Below are 22,910 nucleotides of genomic sequence, written 5' to 3' on the forward strand. Positions count from 1 at the left end.
GCCCGCCCCCGCCCGCCCCCTGTGGACGACGCCCCGCATGCCGGCCGGAGCGGTGGCGGAGCGCACGTGAAAGGGCCGGGCCCGGTGCGACTTCCGGGTCCGGCCCTTCGGGGTGGGACACGGCCCGCGGCGCCAAGGGGGTGCACCGGGGCCGTGCGGACACCTCCCCGGGAGGGGTGGGGAGGTGCCACGCCTTCATTTTTACCGGAACTCGATCTCCCGCGCGGGGGAAACCTCGATTCCGTCGGCCCGCAGTTCCCGTTCGACGGCGGCGGCGCGCTCGGCCGCGCTCGCCCCGTCCGCCGGGAAGGTGCCGTGGGCGCCCGCGGCGAGGACCACGCGGTAGCCCTCGCCGCGGGCGCGGCGGCCCGTCGCGGAGATGCAGTACTCGCTCTGGAAGCCCGCCAGGACCAGCCCGCGGGCGCCGGTGACGGCGAGCGCCTCGGCCAGCCCCGGCGAGGTGAAGGCGTCCGGGCCGGTCTTGCGGAACACCGGTTCGTCCTCCCGGGCCGGGAAGGTCGGCTGCCAGCCCTCGCCGAACGGCTCGTCGGGATCCCCCTCGTCCCCGTCGTTGAGGACGTGCACGACGGGGGTGCCCGAGGAGCGGGCGCGGTCGAGGAGGGAGGCGAGCTCGGCGCGCAGGGGCCCGGCGTCCGGGACCGCCTCGGCCCCCTCGAGGAAGTTGTCCTGCACGTCTACGAACACCAGTACGAACGACATGCCCCTATGGTGACACAGCTCACCGGCCGCCGGTCGCCTTTCCGGCGGCGCGGCGGAAGGCGAGGTCGCGCCCGTCCACCGGCGGGTCGGCCGGGTCCTGCACGAACACCGCGAAGAGCCGGTCGGTGTCCCGCAGGTCGTCCAGCAGGTCCCGCCAGGCGAACAGGTTGGGGTGGTCGAACACGGTGCACGCCTGGGCCGGGGCGAGCCCCCGCTCGGCCGCGCGCAGGTCCTCGGCGGTCAGGTCGTACACGGCGGTGCCGCGGGTGTGCCCCAGGACCCGGCCCAGGACGACGGCGGGCAGGCCGTGCATCGCGCCGGGGACGTTGACCACGGGGAAGGCCGGCTCGCCGTCGCGCTCGCGCCCGACGGCGAAGGCGGACGGCCGCTCCCAGCCGGGGTGCCCCTCCTCCAGGCGGGTCCGTGCGGCGTGGATGTCGTCTTCGGTGACCCACTGCTCCATGGGTGCTCCTCGCGTCGGGGGGCGGGGGTACGGGAGCGGGAGGGGTGCGCGCCCACCGCGCACCCCTCCCGCTGCGTCCACGTTAGAGGTTCAGCTCCCCCCGGGCCACCGAGACCGCGTGACCGCCGATGAGCACCCGGTCACCCCGCCACTCCAGCAGCAGGTCACCGCCGCGCGCCGACGCCTGGTGGGCGGACAATTCCTTGCGGCCCAGCCGCTCGGCCCAGAACGGGGCGAGCACGGTGTGGGCGCGGCCGGTGACCGGGTCCTCGGCGATGCCGACCCGGGGGGCGAACACGCGGGACACGAAGTCCACGCCCTCCTCCGCCCGGGCGGTGGGGATGACCAGGTGGTAGGGCAGCCGGCCGAGGGCCGCGATGTCGGGCTCCAGGCCGCGCACCGTCGCCTCGTCGGCGACCTCGACGAGGAGGTCGTCCGCGCCGCCCAGGCCGACCCACAGGGGCTCGGTCCCCAGCGCCTCGGCCAGCCCGTCGGGGGCCGCGACGGGCACCGGGGGCTTGGCCGGGAAGTCCATCCACAGGCGCCCGTCGCGTTCGGCGACGGTGAGCAGGCCGCTGCGGGTGGTGAACCGGTACGGCCCCGGGACGCCGAGTTCGACCAGGGCGTGGGCGGTGGCCAGGGTGGCGTGTCCGCACAGGTCGATCTCGACGGTGGGGGTGAACCAGCGGAGTTCGTAGTCGGCTCCGGGGTCGTCGACCGGGCGGGCGAAGGCGGTCTCCGAGAGGTTGAACTCGGCGGCGACCCCCTGGGCCCAGGCGTCGTCGTAGGCGTCCTCCAGGACGAGGACGGCGGCGGGGTTCCCGGCCAGCGGCCGGTCGGTGAAGGCGTCGATCACGCGGTAGTCGGGCATGGGCCCATCCTGCCGACGCCGGACCCGGCGGGAAAGGGCCACTCGCGGGGCCAATGGCCCCTCCCCTCACAGGGGCGGCTCGTCCAGGATGAACATGGTCTGGGTGCTCTTGACCTCGGGGATGCGCTGCAGGCGCTCCAGGACGAAGGTGCGCAGGGCGCCGGCGTCGGCGACCCGGACCAGCAGCAGCAGGTCGACGTCGCCGGAGACGAGGGCGGCGTGGTCGACCTCGGGGATGTCGCGCAGGTACTCGCGGAACCTCTCCCAGGAGTGCTGCTCGATGCGCACCGAGACGTAGGCCGACAGGCCGATGCCGTACTTCTCGGGGTCGATGACGGCGGTGAACCCGCGGATGACCCCTTCGTCGCGCAGGCGCTCCAGGCGGGAGTAGGCGTTGGCCCGGGAGATGTGGGCCTGTTCGGCCACGGCCCGGATGGACATGCGGCCGTCGTCGCGGAGCAGGGAGATGATGCGGCGGTCGGTGTCGTCCAACGGCACGGCCATGTGTCTTACCTCATACCGCTCAGGCCGCGCTCCCATGAGACCCGGGGGATCGCGCGGCGGCGCTACTGAGCAGTTCGTCCAGTATCGGCGTGGGGGCATCGACAATATGGGGTGATTCGCCTCATATTCAAGACACGGAGTACACCGATCCGGGAACGCCTCCGGAGACCGCCGACGGCAATGGCGCCGCCGGAACCCGCGGTCCCGGGAGTGACAGGGTCGGCGGGCGGGCCGGTCGACGGCGACCGGCGCCGCCCCCGGACATGCCGAAGGGCCGTGGTCGTCGAGACCACGGCCCTTCGTCGGCCCGCCGGGTCGCGTGCCCCGGAGAGTCCTTTGTCCGTGAGGACACCTGGCGTCTCGGGCTCCCCGCGATCACGGGGACCCGGCAGGCCGGGCGGGGATGTCCCCTACCCGCGGCCTCGCAGGCGGTCGAACAGGGAGCCCAGGCTGTGGCGGCCGCTGCTCTGGGCGGTCAGGCCGCGGCCCTCGTCCTCGGCACCGGCGTGGGCGCCGGCGGGACGCCGGTTCCAGGCGAAGAACAGGGCGATGAGGATGGCCGGGATGATGGCCAGGGCCAGCAGGCCGGTCCCGCCCAGGACGCCGTCGCCGGCACCGGTGAGCTGGACGCCGGAGAGGTCGTTGGCGGCCGTCTGGGCGCTCACGCCGGAGTCGTCGGAGCCCTCGGAGTCGTCGGAGTCCGCGGCCGCGGCCTGCTCCTCGGCCTCCTTCTTCTCCGCCTCCTCCTTCTTCTCGGCCTCGGCCTTCTCGGCCTTCTCCTGCTCCTTCTTCTCCGCCTCTTCCTTCTTCTCCTCCTCGGACTCCTCGTTGAGGACTTCCTCGGGGATCGGCGAGACGGCGTCCTCGCACTTGTTGTCGGGCTGCTGGAAGGGGTGCGGGGCACCCTCGGTGCCGTTGCCGTCGCCCCACTCGGTGATGTAGTACTCGACGCCGTAGAGGTGGCCGTTGCCGCCGCTGACGGTGTAGTTCGTGTCGTCCCAGGTCTCGCCGGTCAGTTCGGCGAAGGTCTTGCCGTCCATGTCCAGCAGGACGTCGCAGTCGTTGGAGGGGACGCCGGGACCGCGGTCACCGATGAAGAATTCGGCCTTCTTGCCCTCGTAAACGACGTAGCCCTCGGTACCCAGCGGCCAGCTCGGGCTGGAGAAAAGGCCCTTCTGCATGGGCTCGCCGCCTGCGGGCGCGCCCGTGTCACCGTTGATGCCGGAACCGTCGTCCCAGAAGTAGGTCGCGGTGACTTTGCCGTACTGGATGGGAGTTTCGTTGCTCATTGAGTATCTGCCAGGTAGACAACAGGGCCGAGAAGACCTTCGGGCACGTCGCAGCAGTTCACCGGGCATGCTCGGGCACGCCTCGGAAAGGGCGACATGACAGGGCTCTCCCGCCGTGGAAATCGGCGGGTGGGAATCGGAAAGCGCCGATGGACTTCGGCGGTCCGCGGGGCCGGCTCATGGAGCGGGCGGCCCGGATTCCCGGAAAGGGTCTCGATTCCCCTGCGGCTCACAGGCCGGTCAAGGGCTCGGCACCACTTCGTAGAAGACTCATAACGAAGCGATCACGAGGACACTAACCCAGGTTTAAGCAAAGTGCGCAAGGATTCCGGGTAAAATGACGATCCGTGTTCACCCGGGCACGGTCCGGGTCGTTTCCCCGAGGCCTCCGGGAACAGCGGAACCCCCGTCGTGGCAGGGGTTCGGGCCCGCCCGGGGACGGCGGGCGGGCCCTGTCCGTGGCCCTCGTCACGGATTCCCTCCGACACGCCGCGAAGGCCGCCGGACCCCTTACGGGGACCGGTGTACGCGCCGGTAGGTCACGGCGGTCCCGGCCCGGGCGGCGCGGGCGCGCACACGGGCGCGCATCGTCAAGCCAGGGCAATCCGCCCTCTCCGGCAGGGTCACCGGGAGGGCGGGTGTTCCCCTCCCGACGCAAAGAACCCCGGGGGCCGCAACCCCCGGGGCCGTCTCCGGACTCAGGTCACCTGCCCGCGCCGGGCAAAGCGCTCCTCACGCCACTCCCCCGTGCGGACCACCTCGTGCAGGGCCTCGGTCGCGTCCCACACGTCCGTGTACCGCAGGTACAGCGGGGTGAAGCCGAACCGCATCACGTCCGGCGCCCGGAAGTCGCCGATCACACCGCGGGCGATCAGCGCCTGCACGATCGGGTACCCGGCGCCCTCCTCCGGCTCCACCAGGGCGACCTGGCTGCCGCGCCGGGCGTGCTCGGCCGGGGTGACCGAGGAGATGCCGGCCTCCGCCGCCCGGGCCAGGAACAGGTCCGTCATCGCCAGGCTCTTGGCGCGCACCAGGGCGAGGTCGGCCCGGGCCCACACGTCCAGGCTCGCCTCCAGGGCGGCGTCGGCCACCAGGGGCTGCGAGCCGCTGAGGAAGCGCGACACCCCCGGGGCGGGCTCGTAGTCGCCGGTGAAGTCGAAGGGGCGGGCGTGCCCGTGCCAGCCGCTGAGCGGCTGGTCGGCCGCGGCGTGGTGGCGGCGGGCGGCGTACAGGAACGCGGGGGCGCCCGGGCCGGCGTTGAGGTACTTGTAGGTGCAGCCGACCGCGAAGTCGGCCCCGGAGGCGGACAGCTCCACCGGCACCGCCCCGACGCTGTGGCACAGGTCCCAGATCACCAGGGCGCCGTGCTCGTGGGCCAGCCGGGTGATGCCGGGCATGTCGCGCAGGGTGCCGGTGCGGTAGTCCACGTGGCTGAGCAGCAGCACCGCCACGTCCCCGGCGGCCAGTTCGCGCTCCAGGTCCGGGCCGTCGGGGTCCACCCGGCGCTGGACCGCCCCGGCCAGGGAGACGGCGCCCTCGGCGACGTACAGGTCCGTGGGGAAGTTGCCCGCCTCGCCCAGGACGACGGAGCGGTCCGACATGCGCAGCGCGGCGATGACGCACTTGAACAGGTTGGCCGAGGTGCCGTCGCCGACGATCACCTCGTCGGGGTCCGCGCCGACCAGCGGGGCGACCTTGGCGCCCAGGGTGCGGGGCTTGTCCCACCAGCCGGCGTCGTTCCAGCTGCGGATGAGGTCCTGCCCCCACTCCCGCTCGATCATGTCGGCGACCCGGCCCGGGGTGCTGCGCGGCAGCGCGCCCAGCGAGTTGCCGTCCAGGTAGATCACCCCGGCGGGGAGCACGAACTCGTCGCGCAGCGGGGCCAGCGGGTCGGCGGCGTCGAGCGCGGCGCACTCCTGCCGGGTGGTGGGCGTCATCGGGCGTCCTGCTTCCTGCTCATGGTGGTTCGGTGTCACGGGGCCGGGCTCAGATGGTGCTGCGCAGGGACCACAGCTCGGGGAAGACGTCCTTCTCGACGTTGCGGGCCAGCCAGGTGAGGCCGTTGGAGCCGCCGCTGCCGGGCTTGCCGCCCATGGTGCGCTTGACCGCCATGAGGTGCAGGTGGCGCCACCGCGTCACCCGCTCGGCGACGTCCATCAGGGCCTCGGCCAGCAGGTAGAGGTCGTTGCCGGGGTTGTCGTCGGCGTAGACGCGCGCCCACGCCTCCTCCACGCGCGCGTCGGGCGCGTACTCCTGCGTCCAGTCGCGCTCGGCGGCCCCGGCGGGCACCGGCAGGCCGCGCCGGCGCAGGAGGCGCAGCGCGGCGTCGTACAGGCTCGGCCGCTCCAGCAGGTCGCGCAGGTCGGCGGCGACGCCGGCCATGCCCTTGTGCGGGCGGATCATGGGGGCGGACTTGTTGCCGAGCACGAACTCCAGCTTGCGGTAGCCGAAGGACTGGAAGCCCGACGCCTCGCCGAAGGAGTCGCGGAACCGGTTGAACTCGGTGGGGCTCATGTCCCCGAGCAGCTTCCAGGAGTCGTTGAGGACGTCCTGGGCGGCGGTGGCGCGGCGCAGCCAGGCCAGCGCGCCGGGGACGTCGTCGTTCTCCAGGGCGTCGCGGGCCCGCTCCCAGCGCTCCTGGACCAGGACGAACAGCAGCTCCATGATCTGGGTGCCGATGATGAACGCCGTCTCGGCGGGCTCGTCGGTGCGCGGGTTCTGCAGGCGCAGCAGCGTGTCGATCCCGGCGTAGGCGACGTAGGGGGTGTTGCGGTCGAAGGACAGGGTGGGCTGCCCCGCGTTCTCCTGCGCCCGCCGGGCCCGGGCCTCGGCATCGGTGCCCTCGACATCGGCGGGGATGTACGGGCACTGCTGTGCGGACGTCGTGGTGAGCATCGGGAGGACCCCTCGTGTACTGCGCGGAACGTGCTGGGTGCACACGGCGCCGCCCGTGGAACCCCCGTCACGGCGCTGTGTACGTCAGCACACATGATCGAGCAGAAGAGGGGGGAAAGGAATGGACGTTGCACTCCAAAGCAGGACATCAACCTGGTATCCATAACATGTCCGGAAAATCTACTTTTGGATTGCAAAGCATGGCCTCACGAGCGCCCACGGCGCTGGACGGCGTCGACCAGCGGATCCTCGCCGAGCTCCAGCGGGACGGCCGCCTGTCCTTCAACGAGCTGTCCCGCCGCGTCAACCTCTCGGCCCCCGCCGTGGCCGACCGGGTGCGGCGCCTCACCGACCGCGGGGTGATCACCGGCTACCATGCGCACGTGGACCCGGCCGCCGCCGGCCTGCCGGTGACCGCTCTGGTACGCATGCAGTGCTTCGGCGCGCACTGCCTGCTGCGCGAGCCGGGGTCGCTGGAACGGCCCGAGATCCTCCAGGCCCACCGGGTCACCGGCGACGACTGCTGCGTCCTGCTCATCGCGGTGCGCACCATGGAGCACTTCGAGGAGGTCATCGACGGCCTCGCCGCGCACGGCCGCCCCTCCAGCACGATGATCCTGTCCAGCCCGGTGCCCTGGCGCCCGGTCTCAGCCCCGAGGACCCCATGAGCGTGCTCATCGACACCCCCGTCTGGCCCGGCCCCCGCGGCTGGCTGTTCGCGCACCTGGTGAGCGACAGCTCCTACGCCGAACTGCACGACTTCGCCCGTGAGCTGGGCGTGCCCGAGCGGGCCTTCGACCGCGACCACTACGACATCCCCGAGCACCTGCACGCCCGGGCCCTGGCCCTGGGCGCCGAGCACGTGACCGGGAAGGAGCTGGTGACCCGGCTGCGGGCCGCCGGCCTGCGCCGCCCCAGGCTCCGGGCCTAGGCCGCGCCCTTGTGGACCCCCGCTCCGCTCCGGCCCGCCCGTCGAGTGGCGGAAGGTCCTCGACGGGCGCCTCACGCGCTCCGCGGGCCGTCCGGGGACGCCGCCTCGGCGGCCAGCCGGTCCAGTTCGGCGAGCATGTTGGACCGGGCCCTGGCCTCCCAGTGGATGCGGCCGAACTCGGTGTGGAATATCTGCGGGGCGTCCAGCATGCCGCGCAGCACCCGGGAGCGGCCCTCCCGGAACGCCTCCTCGGGCACCCGGCGGTACTCGGCGCGGACCGCCGCCGTGTAGGCCAGGTACTCGTCCGGGGCCCCGGCCAGGACGGACAGGTCGGCGTCGGAGAGCACCTGCCCGTCGGAGTCGTCCGGCCCGGGGGCGTGCTCCCTGGTCATCAGGACCAGCCGGGCCACCTCACCGACCCGCTCGGGGGCCAGGCCCAGCATGGGGAGCAGCTCGCGGGCCAGCCCGGCGCTGCGGTCCTCGTCCAGTCCGGGCTCGGTCTCGTACACGGCGTCGTGGAACCAGACCGCGTAGCGGACCAGGTCGGGCGAGACCGCCTCTTCGGCCAGGATGTCCACGGCCCGCAGCGTCGCCCACAGGTGGGTGAGGGTGTGGTAGCGCCGGTGGGGCTCGCTCCAGCGCGTCAGGAGCTCGCGCCCCACGGCCCGGGCCTGCGGGGAGTCCCCGGCCAGCCGTTCCCAGGAGGCTTCGAGCAGGATCCCCTCCTCCTCGTTGAGCATCCGTGCCCTCCTCCTCGGCCGCCGCCGCGGCCTCCGTCTCCCGTCGCGTCCGCCACAGTCTCCCCTACCCGGGTACCGCGGTTCGAGTCCCGTACCCCGTTCCCGGCCGACGCGCCTCAGCCGTCGGCGGTGAGCCCCGCCTCGTAGGCGAGGATCGCCGCCTGCACGCGGTTGCGCAGCCCCAGCCGGTTGAGGATCGCGCTGACGTAGCTCTTGACGGTGCCCTCCACCAGGAACAGGCGGTCGGCGATGTCGGCGTTGGACAGGCCCGCGCCCACCAGGGCCAGGACCTCCCGCTCCCGCTGGGTCAGCTGCTCGACGCGGGTCCTGGCCGCGGCCTCGCGGGCCGGGCGACCGCCGCCGAAGCGGTCGATCACCTGCCGGGCCACCTGCGGGGACAGGTAGGCGCCGCCGTCGGCGACCGCGTGCACGCCGGTGATCAGCTCGCGCGGGTCGCCCGCCTTGAGCAGGAACCCCGAGGCCCCGTCGCCCAGGGCGCGGGAGATGTAGGCGTCCTCTCCGAAGGTGGTGAGGACGACCACCGCGGTGGACGGGGCCAGCCGGCGCATCTCGGCCGCCGCGGCGAGCCCGTCCAGGCGGGGCATGCGGATGTCGACCAGGGCCACGTCCGGGCGGTGGGAGACCGCCAGGTCCACCGCCTCCCGGCCGTCGGCGGCCTCGGCCACCACCTCGATATCCGGGTCGCTCTGCACGATGGCCCGCACCCCCGCGCGGATCATCGCCTCGTCGTCGGCGATCAGCACCCTGATCACGTGTGCTCTCCTCATGGTCGTCGTCGCGGGCCCGGCGGGCGCGCTCACCGTATCGGTGCCTCGCCCTTGGCGGACAGCCGGCCGTCGGTGAAGCACAGCTGGTAGAACACCTGGTCCTCGTCGAACAGGTCGGCGCTGCTGCGGTAGTAGCTGCACACGGCCCCCTCGGGCACCGCGCCCTCGGCCAGCTCCCGGGCGTCGAACGGCACCGAGAAGGGCGGCAGCGCCTCCTCGACCTCGCTCTGCGGTGTCCCCGGGCGCAGTGCCCCGAACTCCTCCGGTGTGAGGGTGGTCTCCTCCATGCTCGCGGCCATCACCCAGAAGACCAGCGCCGCCAGCCCCGCGACGGCCGCCAGGGGCACCGCCACCAGGGCCATCGACCAGCCGCGGATGCGGCGCCGCGCGGCCCGCTGGAGCCGGTCGATGGCGGTGTCCTCGTCCTCCTCGGCCGCCTCGCCGGGCGGCGCGGCCCCGCCCCGCCGGGGGATGACCGCGCACACCTCCCAGGCCCCGTCCCCGGTGGGGCCCGCGGCGAAGGCCCCGCCGGCCAGCCGGACGCGTTCGCGCAGCCCGATGAGGCCGCGCCCGCCGCCGACCCCGTGCCGCCCCGCCGCCGCCTCCTCGGGGACGGGGTTGACCACCCGCACCTCCAGGCGCTCCCCGTCGCCGGCGATGGAGACCGCCACCTCCGCTCCCGGGGCGTGCCGGGTGGCGTTGGTCAGGGACTCCTGGACGACCCGGTGCACCGCCCGGCCCACCATCGGCGCCAGGGCCGCGGTGTCGATGTCGCGGACCAGGGCGATCCGCATGCCGGAGTCGCGGGCCCGCTCGACGAGGTCGGCGACCCCCTCCCCGGTCGGGGTGACGGGGTCGGGCTCGGCCTCGGTGCGCAGCACCCCGATGATCTCCCGCAGGTGCTCGGTGGCGGTGACCGCGGTGGCGCGCAGTTCGGCGACGGCCTCGCGGTGGCGCTCCCCCAGCCCGGGGTCGACCTCCAGGGCCCCGGCGCGCAGGGCGATCAGGCTGAGCTCGTGCCCCAGGGAGTCGTGCATGTCCTGGGCGATCCGCGAGCGCTCCCGGCTGCGGGCCTGCTCGGCGACGAGCCGGTGCTCGCGGCGGAGCTGGCGGGCGTGCTCCCACCCCGCGGCGGCCAGCTCGGTGTGCTGGCGGCGGTGGGCCCCGAGCAGCCAGGCGGGTCCGGTGTTGACCAGCAGGGTGACGACCGCCACCGCCCACGTGCTCAGCGGGTAGGCGCCCCACAGCAGCGGCAGGGTCCCCAGCACCAGGGCCGCGGCGGCCAGGGCCAGGGCGGGGCGCGTGTCGGGCGAGCGGCGGCCCGCGAGGTAGGAGACACAGGCCAGCAGCAGCCCGCCGCAGAAGAACCAGAACGAGGCGGCCGCGGACACGACCAGGGCGGCCGGGGGGTGGCGGCGGGCGAGCAGGGCGGCGGCCGCCGCCACCGCCACTCCGGTCGCGCCCCGGGCGGCGGCCTCGCCCGCACCGGTCGCGCCCACTGCGAAGACCACCACCGCCTCGCCCGCGAACAGCAGGGCCGCGACCGCCCCCAGGGCCGCATCGCCCAGCGCGGCGGCCCGGGTGGGCGGCCCCGGCAGCGGCCGCACCGCGCGCCGCAGGGCGCGGCGGGCACGGGTCGCTCGGGTCGGGGCGGGTTCTTCCATGCCACCGAAGCTACCGACCGGCACGCCGCCCCCGGTACCCACGAAAGTCAGTTCCGGTACGACCGGCGTTGCCTATCATGGGATGAATTGCGGTCCCCTTCCGTGGTCCCCCTCGTCGCGTCGTGCTGGTACCCGGAAAGCGCCCAGGACGAGCGCGCGGGACGGGAACCACGAAAGGGGCGGACGCATGTCGCCGCTGGAGACGCTGCGCCGGATGCACCACCTGGCCGGATGGCCACTCCTCACGGCGAGCTTCATGGCCCGCCTGCCGATCTCGATGTCCCTCATCGGCCTGCTCACCCTCGTCACCGGGGCGACCGGCAGCGTGGCCGCGGGCGGGGCGGTGACCGGGGCCTTCGCCCTGGGCGAGACCGTCGGCGGGCCCGTCATCGCCCGGTTCGCCGACCGCCACGGCCAGCGCCGCCCCCTGCTGGTGATGTCGCTGGTCGACGCCGTCCTCATCGCGCTGCTCGTGGCCGCCGTCCTGGCGGGGTACGGCCTGCCCGTCCTGGCCGGGCTCGCCGCCCTGGCCGGCCTGTGCCTGCCCCAGGTCGCCCCCATGGCGCGGACCCGGTGGGTGGTGCTCATCCGCCGGCGCGGCGACCGGGGCGTGGAGCGGGAGCGCTCGCTGGCCGCCGCCATGTCGGTGGAGGGCGTGCTCGACGAGGCCGCCTTCGTCCTGGGCCCGGCCCTGGTCGGGGTCCTGACCGTGCTGGTCTCGCCCACCGCCAGCGTGCTGGGCGCCGCCGTGCTCATCGGCGTGTTCGGAACGGTGTTCGCGCTGCACCCCACGGCGCCGCCCGGGTCCGCGCCGGTCCGCGGCCGGGGCGGCCGGATCGCCGTGCCCGCCCTGCTGGTGCTGACCGTGCCCATGTTCTGCCAGGGCCTGTTCTTCGGCGGCATGTCCACGGGGGTCACCGCGTTCGCCGCCGAGTCGGGGTACGGCGACCTGTCAGGGCTGATGTACGCGGTGATGGGCGCCAGCAGCGCCGTGGCGGGCCTGCTGATGGCCTCCCTGCCGGCGGGCTTCACCCTCACCTCCCGCGCGCGGGTCGCGGCCGGGGCGCTGTTCCTGCTCTCCCTGCCGCTGTACCTGCCGCACGGGGCGGCCACCCTGGCCCTGGCCGTGTTCGTCCTGGGCGCCGCGATCGGCCCGCACCTGGTGACCCTGTTCGCGCTGGTGGAGAGGGCCGCCCCGGCCAGCCGCCTGTCGCAGTCGATGGCGATCGTGCTGAGCAGCCTCATCCTGGGCCAGGCGCTGGGCTCGGCGGTGGCCGGGACGCTGGCCGACGCGCACGGCTACCAGGGGGCGTTCGCCCTGGCCACGCTGGGCGGGCTGGTCTCCCTGCTGGTGACCGTGGCGGTCATGCGGACCCGCTGGTACGGGCGCTCCCCCGAGGCCGGGGAGGCCCCCGGATCCGGGGGCGCCGCGGACATACCGCCCCACGGGAGTGATACCGGGAACATCAGGCGTTAAACGAGCGTTAAAAGACGACCTGCAGATCCTGACGACCCTTAGGCTCGGACCTTGTGCTCGGACTCATGACCATCCTCGACTCCCGCCGTTCGAAAGAGGACGACGTGCCACAGCTCACCGGACTGGCCCGCATCACCCTCTCGGTGCGCGACCGCGACGAAAGCGTGGACTTCTACCGCGACGTGCTCGGCTTCAAGGTCAAGTGCCGCCGCGACCACGACGGCACCCTGCGGACCGAGTGCCTGCACCCCGCCTCGGGGCTGCTCCTGGCACTGATCCAGCACCGGAACAACTTCAAGAACCGGTTCGACCGCAGGCACTGCGGCCTGGACCGGCTCACCCTCGGCGTCGCCAACCTCGGCGAGCTGGAGGCGTGGGAGGAGCGGTTCGCCGACAAGGACGTGGACCACCTGCCGATCGTGCACGGCGAGGAGGGCTCCACGCTGCTCTTCTACGACCCCGACGGCACGGAGCTGGCCCTGTTCACCCGCGCCGACCTGGAGGAGGACGCGGGCTGACAGGGCCCGTCCCTCAGCGCTCGCACTCCACCAGCTTCAGGCGCACGTCGCGCTCGGCGAGTTCGTCGACGGCCGAGCGCGGGAGCCGGTCGTCGGTGATGATGAGGTCGAACTGCTCCAGGCTCGCCACCCGGAAGGTGCCGAACTTCCCGTACTTGGTGCTGTCCACGGTGAGCACGCTCTTGGAGGCGATGCGCAGCAGCTGCTGCTTGGCCACCACCTTGGCCTCGGACGGGGTGGTCGACCCGCGCTCGGCGTCCCAGGAGCTGCTGGCGATGAACGCCAGGTCCACGTTGACCTGCTTGAGGAACTCGGCGGTGAAGCGGCCCACCGACGAGTGGTCGGAGTGGGACACCACGCCGCCGGTGTGGATGAGCTCGATGCCCGGGTACTCCATCAGGTGGCCCACGACGTTGAAGTCGCTGGTGATGACGGTGAGCCCGACCTTGTCGGTGAGCATCGGGACCATCTGGAGCGTGGTCGTGCCCGCGTCGAGGTAGATGGTGAAGTTCTCGCGCACCAGGTCGGCCGCGGCCCGCGCGATGGCCCGCTTGGCGGGCACCTCCAGCTGGGCCTTGGCCAGGTAGGACGGCTCGCTCTTGAGCCGCGCGGCGAGCCGCACCCCTCCGGTGACCGACAGGACCTTGCCGTCGTTCTCCAGTGCCTGGATGTCGCGACGGACGGTCATGTGGGACACGGACAGCATCGAGGTGAGCTCGTTGATACTCAGCACATGCCGCTCCTGGAGGAGCTTGAGGATGTGCTCTCGTCGCTGGTCCGGAATCATCGTTCGCCTCACACTCGGGGGCCTGGCCGCTGCGCCGTGCGGTCACGACGCCGTGTAACAAAGTTTCCCAGTTCGCGGCACCGGGGACGGCTGTCCCACGACGTGAGTCCGCTCGCAATCGCGCGGGAACCCCCCGGACACACCGCCGTTCGCGCCCCGGCGGCCGCCCGCCGCAACCGGTTTCGGCGTTTTTCCTGTTTGCCCCACGTGCGCCGGTGGTTTTTGCCACCCTTGACAGCATGACGTTGTCCATCGCACTGCGCGGAGACACCGCACGTTTCCCCGGGAACACGCTCCCGGCCCTGCGCTCAGCCTGGCGCGCCGGGGCCGACCTGGTCAAGATCGACGTCCACCTGACCTCCGACGGGTACCCCGTCCTGGTCGACGAACGCACCGTGGCGACCCCGGGGTCCCCGCCGCGGCCGGTGGCCGAACTGACCCTCGCCGAACTCGCCGGAGCCCGCGACGACGTGGACCGGCGCATCCCGACACTGATGGAGGTCACCGCGGAGTTCACGGGTGACGAGGGGCCGCCCCTGCTGGTGGACTCCGCCACCCCGGAGGCCGCCCTGGCCGCGGACACCCTGCTGCGCGACCGGGTCACCGCCCGGGTCCTGCACACCGGCTCCACCGAGACCCTGGCCGCCCTGCGCGCCCAGAACCCCGACGCCCGCCTCATGATCGCCTGGGACCAGCCGACCCCGCCGTCGGAGTCGGCCCTGCGCGGCCTGCGGCCGACGTACCTGGGGACGCACCACACCCTGATCACGCGGGACTCGATCGGGGAAATGCACCGATTCGGATATTCGGTCGCCGCGTGGACGGTGAACGATTTCACGGAGATGGCGCGTTTGGTCGGAATGGGAGTGGACGCCATCGCCACCGAACGGGTGGACGACCTCGTCCCCCTCACGACCGGCCGCGTCCAGGGGGGAGTGCAGACGACGGGGCAGCTCTGAGCCGCTTCCGCGGCCTCGTGCGCACCGTGGCGCCCCTGGGGAGGAGGCGCCACGGAGGGCATTTCACGCGACATTTCTCGCATGGTTCACATGTGTCACCGAACTTCGCCATTAATCACCGAGTTCTGCGGTTCCGCCCGTTTCGCCGTGCGATCGCGGATATCCTCGAAAGCGATTCACGCAAGGAACCCTGACGCGCGCCGCCGTCCCCTCGACGGTGCGCCCCCGAGCGATGAGACACCGACACATGACGGCCGACATCTCCCCTCACGCGCTCCGCGCGACGGCCCCCGTCCTGGACTGTGCCGCCAGGCTGTTCGCCGAGCACGGCTCCCGAGGCCTGCCCATGTCCGACCTGACCCGCCGCATCTCGGCGGAGACCGGGACGGACCCCGCCTCGCTGCGTCGTGTCTTCCCCACCCGCTTCGACCTGGCCTACGCGGTGGTCCTGCGCGCGGCCCGGGACCGGGTGGAGCGCCAGCTGGCCGCCGACGACCCCGCCGCGGGCGCCGTCGAGCGCATGTCCGCGCTGGTGGTCCGGCACGTGGAGACAGGCTGGCGGCACCGGACCGCCACCGCGCTCGCCCACGAGATCCTGCCGACCCTGCGCGCCATCCACCAGGAGCGCCACCGGGAGATCGGCGCCCTCCACCGCACCTACCGCGAGCACATCCGCCGGATCATCGTCGACGGCGTCCTGGCCGGCGCCTTCCACGTGGACGACCCGGGCCGGGCCGCCGACGAGGTGCTGGACACCTTCGACTCCCTGCTGCACTGGTACCGCCCCGAGGGCGGGCTCAGCCTGGCCGACCTGGGGGCCGTCTACGTGGACCTGGTCATCCACCACCACCTGGGCTGTCCGCGCTGACCTCGTCGGGGGAGCCGCCGTCGGCGCGGGGGCGGCCCATCAGCGCGTCGAGGTCGATCGACTCCGCCAGGGCGCGCAGGCCCGCGTCCCCGGGGTGGATGTGGTCGCCCGAGTCGTAGGCGGGCAGCAGCCGGGTCGGGTCCTGCGGGTCGCGCAGCACCGCGTCGAAGTCCCACACCCCGTCGAACGGCGACGAGGGGTCCTGCGCCCGCGACCGCAGGTGCGCGTTGACCGTCTGGCGGGCGGCCTCCACCTGCGCGGTGCAGCGCGCCTCGCCCGCGCACGGGCCCAGGGTCGCCACGAACACCCGCATCCCGCGCTCGCGGGCCGAGGCCGCCAGGTCCTCCAGCCCCGCGATGACCTGCTCGGGCGGGGTGCCCCAGCGCAGGTCGTTGATCCCGGCGAAGAGGACCAGCGCCTGCGCCCCGTGCTGGCCGAACACGTCGCGGGGCGCGCGGTGGAGCCCGGAGACCCCGGAGGCGTTCACCGAGACCCCCTCGCCCGGGTAGGCGTCGCTCACCACGTGGTTGCCCGTGATGCCCAGGTTGAGGACGCCCGGGTGGGGCAGGTCGGCGCGGGCGTGCAGGCGTGCGCTGAGCACGTCCGGCCAGCGCCTGTGCGCGTCCCGGGTGGAGCGGGCGCCGTCGGTGATGGAGTCGCCGAACGCGACGATCGCCCCGGGCGCGTCCATGACCTCGATACCGGTGAGGAAGGGCCACTGGTAAAGGCGGCCGGTGAACGGGGCGCCGGTGGTGTCCAGGGTGTGGTCGCCGCCGCCCGGCTCTCCGAGGTAGCTCGTGTCCCCCGCCGCGTAGTGCAGCGGCGCGGCGTACACGGGGTCGGGCAGGTAGAGGCTGACCAGGGCGTCGGTCTGCGGCGGCAGCAGCAGGTCGACGGGGTCGCTGTAGACCTGTCCCCCGGCCGGGATGGAGACGTCGGAGCGGCCGCCGAAGGTGAGCGGGACGGCCGAGCCGTGCGTGGCGGCGCCGGTCCCGCGCAGGGCCACCGAGGCGGCGCCGATGGTGACCGGCTCGGCGGCGAACGTGTTGTCCAGGCGGATCCGGACCCGGTGGCCGCCCGTGGTGCTGCGCACGGCCAGGCGGACCGTCTGGTCCTGCCAGGGCCCCACCTCCATGTAGGCCGAGGTGGCCCGGGCCCAGGTCCCGGTCCAGCCGTGGTCGGCCGCGCGGGTCCCGATGGAGAAGACGTGCAGGTCCCCGGGGTCGGTCTCGGGCAGCACCAGGTGGGAGACCTCCCGCCCGGGGTCGGCGGGCACCGAGCGCGCGTACAGGCGCACCGAGCCCAGCACCGTGTCCGCGCCGTCCGTGACACCGGTGTCGTCGGCGTCCGTGTCGGCGTCGTCGGTGTTGGCGTAGGGCAGGACCAGGGCGGCGTCGCCGGCCGGGCCGCTGACCCAGTCCGGGGAGGTGAGGGCGAAGGGCTGCTCGGTGCCGTCGGTGTAGACGATCCGGCCGCTGCCGCCGACGGGGGCGCCGCCCGCGCCGGTGGCCGTGACCAGGAACGTCAGCGACTCGTGGCGGCCGTGCAGGCGTACCTCCTGACCGTCGGCGACCAGGTGGTCCGGGCGCCCGGGCGCGTAGTCGGGGACCTCCAGGGTGGTGCCCAGCAGGGTGATCTCACGCCCGGGCGTCCATCCGGCCAGGGCCAGGGCCTGGGCGGAGAGGCTGTTGCCCGCGCCGTCGAGGTCGACGTCGGCCGTCGAGCCGTCCCGGGAGACGCCGACACGGTCGAGGAGGCTGCTGAACGGGCGGCCCGGGGGCGCGGCCGGCGCCTGCGGGGCGGGCTCGGTGGGCCGGGCGTCCACGTCCCGGGAGACGGTGGCGTGCAGGACGGTCACTAGGGCGGCGCCCACCAGGACGGCGGCGGACGCGCGCAGCAGGCCCCTGTTCCAGGGGCCGGGCCCGCTCTGCCGGGACCCGCGGTGCGCTCCGCGCCCTCGTCGCCGCTCGTCCACACCACACCCCTCACGGTCCGCCGGACACACCCCTGCTAACGATCCGTCCGACGGCGCCGGGTTCGGGATGGTTGGTGAGACGTGGGCCACCACCGGGACGGAGAGGGGGGCCGCCGCCGGGTTCAGGGGCGGGAAGGGCCCGCACGCGCTCCCGCGGGCGGAACGGGGTAGGCCGGGCAGGACTCGAACCCGCGACCCAGGGATTATGAGTCCCCTGCTCTAACCAGCTGAGCTACCGGCCCGCCGTCGTCGACGCACGTCATCCTAACAGGGTGTGTCCGACGTTTCCGAGTCGTGAATGCGCTGCCGCGCAAGGGATGGCGGGCCCCGGGCCGCCGCCGGGGCGCGTTGGGCGCACCTGGGTCGCGGTGTGCGGCGCGGTGCGGTCTAGTGTGGTGTGGTGCGGCGCGCGCCCGGCGACCCCGGCGCCCGGTACCGGCGCCGCTTCGTACCCGTTGGTAACATCGCGGGTCGCACATCGTCGTCAGGAGAGTTCACGCCATGTCCAAAGCACCCGTCAACGTCACCGTCACCGGCGCCGCCGGTCAGATCGGCTACGCCCTGCTGTTCCGGATCGCCTCCGGCCAGCTGCTCGGCGCCGACACCCCGGTGAAGCTGCGTCTGCTGGAGATCCCCCAGGCCGTCAAGGCCGCCGAGGGCACCGCGATGGAGCTCGACGACTGCGCCTTCCCGCTGCTGCAGGGGATCGACATCTTCGACGACCCGCGCCAGGCCTTCGCGGGCGCCAACATCGCCCTGCTCGTGGGCGCCCGCCCCCGCGGCCCGGGCATGGAGCGCGGCGACCTCCTGGAGGCCAACGGCGGCATCTTCAAGCCCCAGGGCGAGGCCATCAACGCCGGCGCCGCCGACGACATCCGCGTCCTGGTGGTCGGCAACCCCGCCAACACCAACGCCCTCATCGCCCAGAGCCACGCCCCGGACGTCCCGGCCGAGCGCTTCACCGCGATGACCCGCCTGGACCACAACCGCGCGCTCACCCAGCTCGCCAAGAAGCTCGACGTGTCGATCAACGACATCAAGAAGCTCACGATCTGGGGCAACCACTCCGCGACCCAGTACCCGGACCTGTTCCGCGCCGAGGTGAACGGCGCCAACGCCGCCGAGGCCGTCAACGACCAGAAGTGGCTCGAGGACGACTTCATCCCGACCGTCGCCAAGCGCGGCGCCGCGATCATCGACGCCCGGGGCGCCTCCTCGGCCGCCTCGGCCGCCAACGCCGCCATCGACCACGTCTACGACTGGGTCAACGGCACCCCCGAGGGCGACTGGACCTCCGCCGCCATCCCGTCCGACGGCTCCTACGGCGTGCCCGAGGGCCTCATCTCCTCCTTCCCCGTCGTCTCGCGCGGTGGCCGGTGGGAGATCGTGCAGGGCCTGGAGATCGACGAGTTCTCCCGCGGCCGCATCGACGCCTCCGTCCAGGAGCTCGTCGAGGAGCGCGACACCGTCAAGAAGCTCGGCCTGGTCTGAGGACCGGCGGGTCCCGGGGGCCGGCCGGCCCCATGAGACCCCGACCGCCGCACGGCGGGCGCGCCCCGGGGCGCGCCCGCCGTCGCCGTGTCCGGCCCCCTACCAGCGCTGGAGCGGGCAGTGGACGGGAGCGGGCAGTATAGAGACCGTGAGTCTCATTGATGCGCTTCCGGCCGAACCCGAACCCGACTCCCTCTACGAGGCGTTCGCCGCCTGGGCCGAGGAGCGGGGCCTCACCCTCTACCCGCACCAGGAGGAGGCGCTCATCGAGGTCGTCTCCGGCTCGAACGTCATCCTCAACACCCCGACCGGCTCCGGCAAGAGCATGGTCGCGACCGGCGCCCTGTTCGCCGCGCTGGCCCGGGACGAGTGCGCGTTCTACACCGCGCCCATCAAGGCCCTGGTGTCGGAGAAGTTCTTCGACCTGTGCAAGATCTTCGGCACCGAGAACGTCGGGATGATGACCGGCGACGCCAGCGTCAACTCCGACGCCCCCATCGTGTGCTGCACCGCCGAGGTGCTCGCCCAGATCGCCCTGGCCGAGGGCGCGGACGCCGACATCAACACGGTCGTCATGGACGAGTTCCACTTCTACGCCGAGCCCGACCGCGGCTGGGCCTGGCAGGTGCCGCTGCTGGAGATGCCGCAGGCGCAGTTCCTGCTGATGTCGGCGACCCTGGGCGACGTCACCCGGTTCGAGGAGGACCTGGAGAAGCGCACCGGGCGGTCCACCGCGGTGGTCACGTCCGCCGAGCGCCCCGTCCCCCTCTACTACGACTACCGGGTCACCCCGCTGCACGAGACCCTGGAGGAGCTGCTCCAGGGCGGCGACGCCCCCGTCTACATCGTCCACTTCACCCAGGCGCAGGCGATCGAGCGGGCGCAGTCGCTCACCAGCATCAACATGTGCACCAAGGAGGAGAAGGCGCAGATCGCCGCGGAGATCGGCGACTTCCGCTTCACCACCCGGTTCGGCCGCAACCTGTCCCGGTACGTGCGCCACGGCATCGGCGTCCACCACGCCGGGATGCTGCCCAAGTACCGGCGGCTGGTCGAGCGGCTGGCCCAGCGCGGGCTGCTCAAGGTCATCTGCGGCACCGACACCCTGGGGGTGGGCGTCAACGTGCCCATCCGCACCGTGATGTTCACCGCGCTGAGCAAGTACGACGGGGTGCGGGTGCGGCGGCTGCGGGCCCGGGAGTTCCACCAGATCGCCGGGCGGGCGGGCCGCGCCGGGTTCGACACCGTCGGCAACGTGGTGGCGCTGGCGCCCGAGCACGTCATCGAGAACGAGAAGGCCCTGGCCAAGGCCGGGGAGGACCCCAAGAAGCGGCGCAAGGTGGTGCGCAAGAAGGCGCCCGAGGGCTTCGTGTCGTGGGACAAGGCCACGTTCGAGAAGCTCATCGAGGCCGAGCCCGAGCCGCTGACCTCCCGGTTCCGGGTGAGCAACGCGATGCTGCTGAGCGTCATCGCCCGCCCCGGCAACTGCTTCACCGCCATGAAGCACCTGCTGACCGAGAACCACGACGACCGCAAGGCCCAGCGCAGGCACATCCACGAGGCGATCGCCATCTACCGGTCGCTGCTGGACGGCGGGATCGTGGAGACCCTGCCCGAGCCGGACGGGCAGGGCCGCACCGCCCGGCTCACCGTGGACCTCCAGTCCGACTTCGCGCTCAACCAGCCGCTGTCCACGTTCGCGCTGGCGGCGCTGGAGCTGCTGGACCGCGAGTCGCCGTCCTACGCCCTGGACGTGCTGAGCGTGGTGGAGTCCACCCTGGACGACCCCCGGCAGATCCTGGGCGCCCAGCTCAACAAGGCGCGCGGCGAGGCCGTGCAGCGGATGAAGGAGGACGGCGTCGAGTACGAGGAGCGCATGGAGCTCCTGGAGGACGTCGACTACCCCAAGCCGCTGGAGGAGCTGCTCTCCCACGCCTACGACACCTACCGGCGCGGCCACCCGTGGGTGGGCGACCACCCGCTGCGGCCCAAGAGCGTGGCCCGCGACATGTACGAGCGGGCGATGACCTTCACGGAGTACGTGGGCCACTACGAGCTGGCGCGCTCGGAGGGCCTGGTGCTGCGGTACCTGGCGGGCGCCTACAAGGCCCTGGACCAGACGGTGCCCGACGACGCCAAGACCGAGGAGCTGCACGACATCATCGCGTGGCTGGGCGAGCTGGTGCGGCAGGTGGACTCCAGCCTCCTGGACGAGTGGGAGCAGCTGACCAACCCGCAGCAGGAGGTGCCGCAGGAGCAGGTGCCCGAGGAGCGGGTGCGCCCCGTCACCGCCAACCCGCGCGCCTTCCGGGTGCTGGTCCGCAACGAGCTGTTCCGCCGGGTGGAGCTGGCCGCCCGCCGCCGCTACCAGGAGCTGGGCTCCCTGGAGGACGCGGGCGAGTGGGACGCCCAGGCCTGGCAGGAGGCCCTGGAGGAGTACTACGACGAGCACGACTCCATCGGCACCGGCCCCGACGCCCGCGGCCCCAAGATGCTCCTCATCGAGGAGGAGGACGGGCTGTGGCGGGTGCGGCAGATCCTCGCCGACCCGGCCGGGGACCACGACTGGGGCATCTCCGCCGAGGTGGACCTGGCGTCCTCCGACGCCGAGGGGCGCGCCGTCGTCCACATCGCGGACGTGAACCGGCTCTGATCCGCAGGGCCCGCGCGCGCCGGACGGGCCGCGCGGGCCGGCTCAGCCGAGCAGGTGGGCGTTGACCTCGCGGACCCCGTCCGCGAGGTCGGGGCGCTCCAGCACCGTGCGGCCGGCGGCGCGCAGGCGCTCGGCGCCCACGCAGTCGACGAATACCGACGGCTCGCGCCAGGCGAAGACCACCCGCGGGACCGGGGTGGTGAGGATGAGCGACGCGCACGGCAGCGGGCGTGAGGAGCGGGAGCTGCACGGCTCCAGCGACGAGTACAGGGTGGCCCCGGCCAGGCGGGGGTCGTCCGGCCCGACGTCGCGCAGGGCCGCCTCCTCGGCGTGGTCGTGGGGGTCGTCGCGGCGCGAGTAGCCCTCGCCGAGCACCGTGCCGTCGGCGGCCACGACCACGCAGCCGACGGAGAACGCGGTGTCCGAGGGCGGGCACAGCCGGGACAGGTCGACGGTGCGGCGCAGCCAGTGGGCGTCCGCGTCGCCCGCGGCGGGCGCGGGCCCGGCGCTCACGCGGCACCCTCCGCGTCGAGGCGGTAGCGCAGGACCGCGATGTCGCCGACCGCACGGGCCTCCACCAGGCGCATCGGCGCGGCCGGGGTGGCCGTGAAGGCCCCCGGGTGAACGAAGGACGGGGCGTCGGCCTCGCCCACGAAGAACGGGGCGACGGCCAGCCTCAGCTCGTCGACCAGCCCGGAGGTGAGGAACAGGGTGTGGATGCGGCCGCCGCCCTCCACCAGCAGCCGCCGCACCCCGCGGGCCGCCAGGTCGGCCTGGATCGCCTCCACGGTGGGCGGGTCCCCGGCGTCCACCACGTCGACCGGGGGCAGGCCGCCGGGGCGGCCCGCGAACCGGTCCCGGGCGCGCCCGACCCCGTCGCCGCCGGTGTAGACGACCGCTCCGGCGTCCCCCGTGGTGAAGAGCCGCGCGCCGGGGTCGAGGTCCCCGGTGCGGGTGACGACGGCCTTGAGCAGGTTCTCGGTCAGCCCCCGCTCCCGGCGGCGGGCGCGCAGCCGCTCGGAGCGGACCAGCAGCCGGGGGTCGTCGTTGCGCAGGGTGCCGGCGCCGACGAGGATCGCGTCGCACTGCGCGCGCAGTTCGTCGATCTCGGCGAAGTCGGCCTCGTTGGACAGGCGCAGCCGCTCGGGACCGGTGTCGTCGATGCGCCCGTCGACGGACACGGCGCAGCTGAGGATGGTGTGGGGACGGTCCATGGGCCCAGGCTAGCGGCGTCCGCGCGGCGGGTGCGCCCGGTCGGCGCGCGGTATTCGCCGGCGCTCGGGACCTTGTGCCATTTCGGCGGCCGAAACCGATTGT

Annotated in this window: 22 protein-coding genes and 1 tRNA gene; 8 read left to right on the top strand and 15 right to left on the bottom strand. The window is 73.4% G+C overall.

What is annotated here, in order from left to right; all coding sequences use genetic code 11:
* Positions 1–201 precede the first annotated feature (201 nt).
* The 7 genes from KGD84_RS23645 to KGD84_RS23675 all read right to left on the bottom strand — a co-directional run bounded on the left by KGD84_RS23645 (position 202) and on the right by KGD84_RS23675 (position 6,742).
* Entirely contained in the window at positions 202–720 is a 519-nt protein-coding gene (locus KGD84_RS23645) for an isochorismatase family protein (RefSeq protein WP_220562575.1), read from the bottom strand.
* A gap of 19 nt (positions 721–739) precedes the next feature.
* Positions 740–1,183, bottom strand: a complete 444-nt coding sequence (locus tag KGD84_RS23650; protein ID WP_220562576.1) for a hypothetical protein — start codon at positions 1,181–1,183, stop codon at positions 740–742.
* 82 nt (positions 1,184–1,265) lie between these two features.
* On the bottom strand, positions 1,266–2,054 hold the full coding sequence (locus KGD84_RS23655; RefSeq protein ID WP_220562577.1) for a PhzF family phenazine biosynthesis protein: 789 nt from the start codon (positions 2,052–2,054) through the stop codon (positions 1,266–1,268).
* 66 nt (positions 2,055–2,120) lie between these two features.
* The gene (locus KGD84_RS23660) at positions 2,121–2,558 is read right to left on the bottom strand and encodes an Lrp/AsnC family transcriptional regulator (RefSeq protein ID WP_220562578.1); all 438 of its coding nucleotides are present in this window, start codon (positions 2,556–2,558) and stop codon (positions 2,121–2,123) included.
* 410 nt (positions 2,559–2,968) lie between these two features.
* Entirely contained in the window at positions 2,969–3,847 is an 879-nt protein-coding gene (locus KGD84_RS23665; RefSeq protein ID WP_220562579.1) for a hypothetical protein, read from the bottom strand.
* A 698-nt stretch (positions 3,848–4,545) separates the two neighbouring features.
* On the bottom strand, positions 4,546–5,784 hold the full coding sequence (kynU, locus tag KGD84_RS23670) for a kynureninase (protein ID WP_220562580.1): 1,239 nt from the start codon (positions 5,782–5,784) through the stop codon (positions 4,546–4,548).
* A gap of 49 nt (positions 5,785–5,833) precedes the next feature.
* Positions 5,834–6,742: a tryptophan 2,3-dioxygenase gene (locus tag KGD84_RS23675; protein WP_220562581.1), complete on the bottom strand. Its 909-nt coding sequence runs from the start codon at positions 6,740–6,742 to the stop codon at positions 5,834–5,836.
* Between the two features lie 200 nt (positions 6,743–6,942).
* On the opposite strand from KGD84_RS23675, the gene KGD84_RS23680 reads away from it, so the two are divergent.
* Positions 6,943–7,410, top strand: a complete 468-nt coding sequence (locus KGD84_RS23680) for an Lrp/AsnC family transcriptional regulator (protein ID WP_220562582.1) — start codon at positions 6,943–6,945, stop codon at positions 7,408–7,410.
* Complete coding sequence (locus KGD84_RS23685; RefSeq protein WP_220562583.1) at positions 7,407–7,673, top strand: DUF4031 domain-containing protein; 267 nt, start codon at positions 7,407–7,409, stop codon at positions 7,671–7,673. The genes KGD84_RS23680 and KGD84_RS23685 overlap by 4 nt, the downstream gene beginning before the upstream one ends.
* 71 nt (positions 7,674–7,744) lie before the next feature.
* Here the strand turns inward: KGD84_RS23685 and KGD84_RS23690 are convergent, their stop codons facing one another.
* From KGD84_RS23690 to KGD84_RS23700, 3 genes are all read right to left on the bottom strand, one after another.
* Positions 7,745–8,413, bottom strand: a complete 669-nt coding sequence (locus KGD84_RS23690; RefSeq protein WP_220562584.1) for an HD domain-containing protein — start codon at positions 8,411–8,413, stop codon at positions 7,745–7,747.
* 116 nt (positions 8,414–8,529) lie between these two features.
* Positions 8,530–9,186 (bottom strand): response regulator, encoded by a 657-nt coding sequence (locus tag KGD84_RS23695; RefSeq protein WP_220562585.1) that lies wholly within the window; start codon positions 9,184–9,186, stop codon positions 8,530–8,532.
* A 44-nt stretch (positions 9,187–9,230) separates the two neighbouring features.
* A complete protein-coding gene (locus tag KGD84_RS23700) occupies positions 9,231–10,865 on the bottom strand; it encodes a sensor histidine kinase (protein ID WP_220562586.1) in 1,635 nt (544 codons plus the stop codon).
* A gap of 187 nt (positions 10,866–11,052) precedes the next feature.
* On the opposite strand from KGD84_RS23700, the gene KGD84_RS23705 reads away from it, so the two are divergent.
* Positions 11,053–12,342 (top strand): MFS transporter, encoded by a 1,290-nt coding sequence (locus KGD84_RS23705; RefSeq protein WP_220562587.1) that lies wholly within the window; start codon positions 11,053–11,055, stop codon positions 12,340–12,342.
* Positions 12,343–12,407: 65 nt separating this feature from the next.
* Positions 12,408–12,860 (top strand): VOC family protein, encoded by a 453-nt coding sequence (locus KGD84_RS23710; RefSeq protein ID WP_220562588.1) that lies wholly within the window; start codon positions 12,408–12,410, stop codon positions 12,858–12,860.
* A gap of 13 nt (positions 12,861–12,873) precedes the next feature.
* Here the strand turns inward: KGD84_RS23710 and KGD84_RS23715 are convergent, their stop codons facing one another.
* Positions 12,874–13,647: a DeoR/GlpR family DNA-binding transcription regulator gene (locus KGD84_RS23715; RefSeq protein ID WP_220562589.1), complete on the bottom strand. Its 774-nt coding sequence runs from the start codon at positions 13,645–13,647 to the stop codon at positions 12,874–12,876.
* 239 nt (positions 13,648–13,886) lie between these two features.
* Here KGD84_RS23715 and KGD84_RS23720 point away from each other — a divergent pair, with 239 nt between their 5' ends.
* Both KGD84_RS23720 and KGD84_RS23725 read left to right on the top strand, forming a co-directional pair.
* Entirely contained in the window at positions 13,887–14,606 is a 720-nt protein-coding gene (locus KGD84_RS23720) for a glycerophosphodiester phosphodiesterase (protein WP_220562590.1), read from the top strand.
* 247 nt (positions 14,607–14,853) lie between these two features.
* On the top strand, positions 14,854–15,474 hold the full coding sequence (locus KGD84_RS23725; protein ID WP_220562591.1) for a TetR/AcrR family transcriptional regulator: 621 nt from the start codon (positions 14,854–14,856) through the stop codon (positions 15,472–15,474).
* Here the strand turns inward: KGD84_RS23725 and KGD84_RS23730 are convergent.
* Both KGD84_RS23730 and KGD84_RS23735 read right to left on the bottom strand, forming a co-directional pair.
* A complete protein-coding gene (locus KGD84_RS23730) occupies positions 15,443–17,449 on the bottom strand; it encodes an SGNH/GDSL hydrolase family protein (protein ID WP_370634567.1) in 2,007 nt (668 codons plus the stop codon). The two genes, KGD84_RS23725 and KGD84_RS23730, sit on opposite strands and share 32 nt — an antisense overlap.
* Before the next feature lie 168 nt (positions 17,450–17,617).
* A tRNA-Ile gene (locus KGD84_RS23735) sits at positions 17,618–17,691 on the bottom strand.
* A 259-nt stretch (positions 17,692–17,950) separates the two neighbouring features.
* Here KGD84_RS23735 and KGD84_RS23740 point away from each other — a divergent pair.
* A complete protein-coding gene (locus KGD84_RS23740; RefSeq protein ID WP_220562592.1) occupies positions 17,951–18,940 on the top strand; it encodes a malate dehydrogenase in 990 nt (329 codons plus the stop codon).
* Positions 18,941–19,088: 148 nt separating this feature from the next.
* The gene (locus tag KGD84_RS23745) at positions 19,089–21,593 is read left to right on the top strand and encodes a DEAD/DEAH box helicase (RefSeq protein WP_220562593.1); all 2,505 of its coding nucleotides are present in this window, start codon (positions 19,089–19,091) and stop codon (positions 21,591–21,593) included.
* 42 nt (positions 21,594–21,635) lie between these two features.
* Here KGD84_RS23745 and KGD84_RS23750 read toward each other — a convergent pair whose 3' ends face one another.
* Positions 21,636–22,106 (bottom strand): cytidine/deoxycytidylate deaminase family protein, encoded by a 471-nt coding sequence (locus KGD84_RS23750; RefSeq protein WP_220562594.1) that lies wholly within the window; start codon positions 22,104–22,106, stop codon positions 21,636–21,638.
* Entirely contained in the window at positions 22,103–22,807 is a 705-nt protein-coding gene (locus KGD84_RS23755; RefSeq protein WP_220562595.1) for a RibD family protein, read from the bottom strand. Before KGD84_RS23755 ends, KGD84_RS23750 begins: the two co-directional genes overlap by 4 nt.
* Between the last annotated feature and the right edge of the window lie 103 nt (positions 22,808–22,910).

The organism is Nocardiopsis changdeensis, assembly GCF_018316655.1.
Classification (GTDB): Bacteria; Actinomycetota; Actinomycetes; order Streptosporangiales; family Streptosporangiaceae; genus Nocardiopsis; species Nocardiopsis changdeensis.

Coding starts and splice junctions, on each gene's coding strand:
- KGD84_RS23645 (WP_220562575.1), bottom strand. CDS start 720: ATGTCGTTCGTACTGGTGTTCGTAGACGTGCAGGACAACTTCCTCGAG.
- KGD84_RS23650 (WP_220562576.1), bottom strand. CDS start 1,183: ATGGAGCAGTGGGTCACCGAAGACGACATCCACGCCGCACGGACCCGC.
- KGD84_RS23655 (WP_220562577.1), bottom strand. CDS start 2,054: ATGCCCGACTACCGCGTGATCGACGCCTTCACCGACCGGCCGCTGGCC.
- KGD84_RS23660 (WP_220562578.1), bottom strand. CDS start 2,558: ATGGCCGTGCCGTTGGACGACACCGACCGCCGCATCATCTCCCTGCTC.
- KGD84_RS23665 (WP_220562579.1), bottom strand. CDS start 3,847: ATGAGCAACGAAACTCCCATCCAGTACGGCAAAGTCACCGCGACCTAC.
- kynU (WP_220562580.1), bottom strand. CDS start 5,784: ATGACGCCCACCACCCGGCAGGAGTGCGCCGCGCTCGACGCCGCCGAC.
- KGD84_RS23675 (WP_220562581.1), bottom strand. CDS start 6,742: ATGCTCACCACGACGTCCGCACAGCAGTGCCCGTACATCCCCGCCGAT.
- KGD84_RS23680 (WP_220562582.1), top strand. CDS start 6,943: ATGGCCTCACGAGCGCCCACGGCGCTGGACGGCGTCGACCAGCGGATC.
- KGD84_RS23685 (WP_220562583.1), top strand. CDS start 7,407: ATGAGCGTGCTCATCGACACCCCCGTCTGGCCCGGCCCCCGCGGCTGG.
- KGD84_RS23690 (WP_220562584.1), bottom strand. CDS start 8,413: ATGCTCAACGAGGAGGAGGGGATCCTGCTCGAAGCCTCCTGGGAACGG.
- KGD84_RS23700 (WP_220562586.1), bottom strand. CDS start 10,865: ATGGAAGAACCCGCCCCGACCCGAGCGACCCGTGCCCGCCGCGCCCTG.
- KGD84_RS23705 (WP_220562587.1), top strand. CDS start 11,053: ATGTCGCCGCTGGAGACGCTGCGCCGGATGCACCACCTGGCCGGATGG.
- KGD84_RS23710 (WP_220562588.1), top strand. CDS start 12,408: ATGACCATCCTCGACTCCCGCCGTTCGAAAGAGGACGACGTGCCACAG.
- KGD84_RS23715 (WP_220562589.1), bottom strand. CDS start 13,647: ATGATTCCGGACCAGCGACGAGAGCACATCCTCAAGCTCCTCCAGGAG.
- KGD84_RS23720 (WP_220562590.1), top strand. CDS start 13,887: ATGACGTTGTCCATCGCACTGCGCGGAGACACCGCACGTTTCCCCGGG.
- KGD84_RS23725 (WP_220562591.1), top strand. CDS start 14,854: ATGACGGCCGACATCTCCCCTCACGCGCTCCGCGCGACGGCCCCCGTC.
- KGD84_RS23740 (WP_220562592.1), top strand. CDS start 17,951: ATGTCCAAAGCACCCGTCAACGTCACCGTCACCGGCGCCGCCGGTCAG.
- KGD84_RS23755 (WP_220562595.1), bottom strand. CDS start 22,807: ATGGACCGTCCCCACACCATCCTCAGCTGCGCCGTGTCCGTCGACGGG.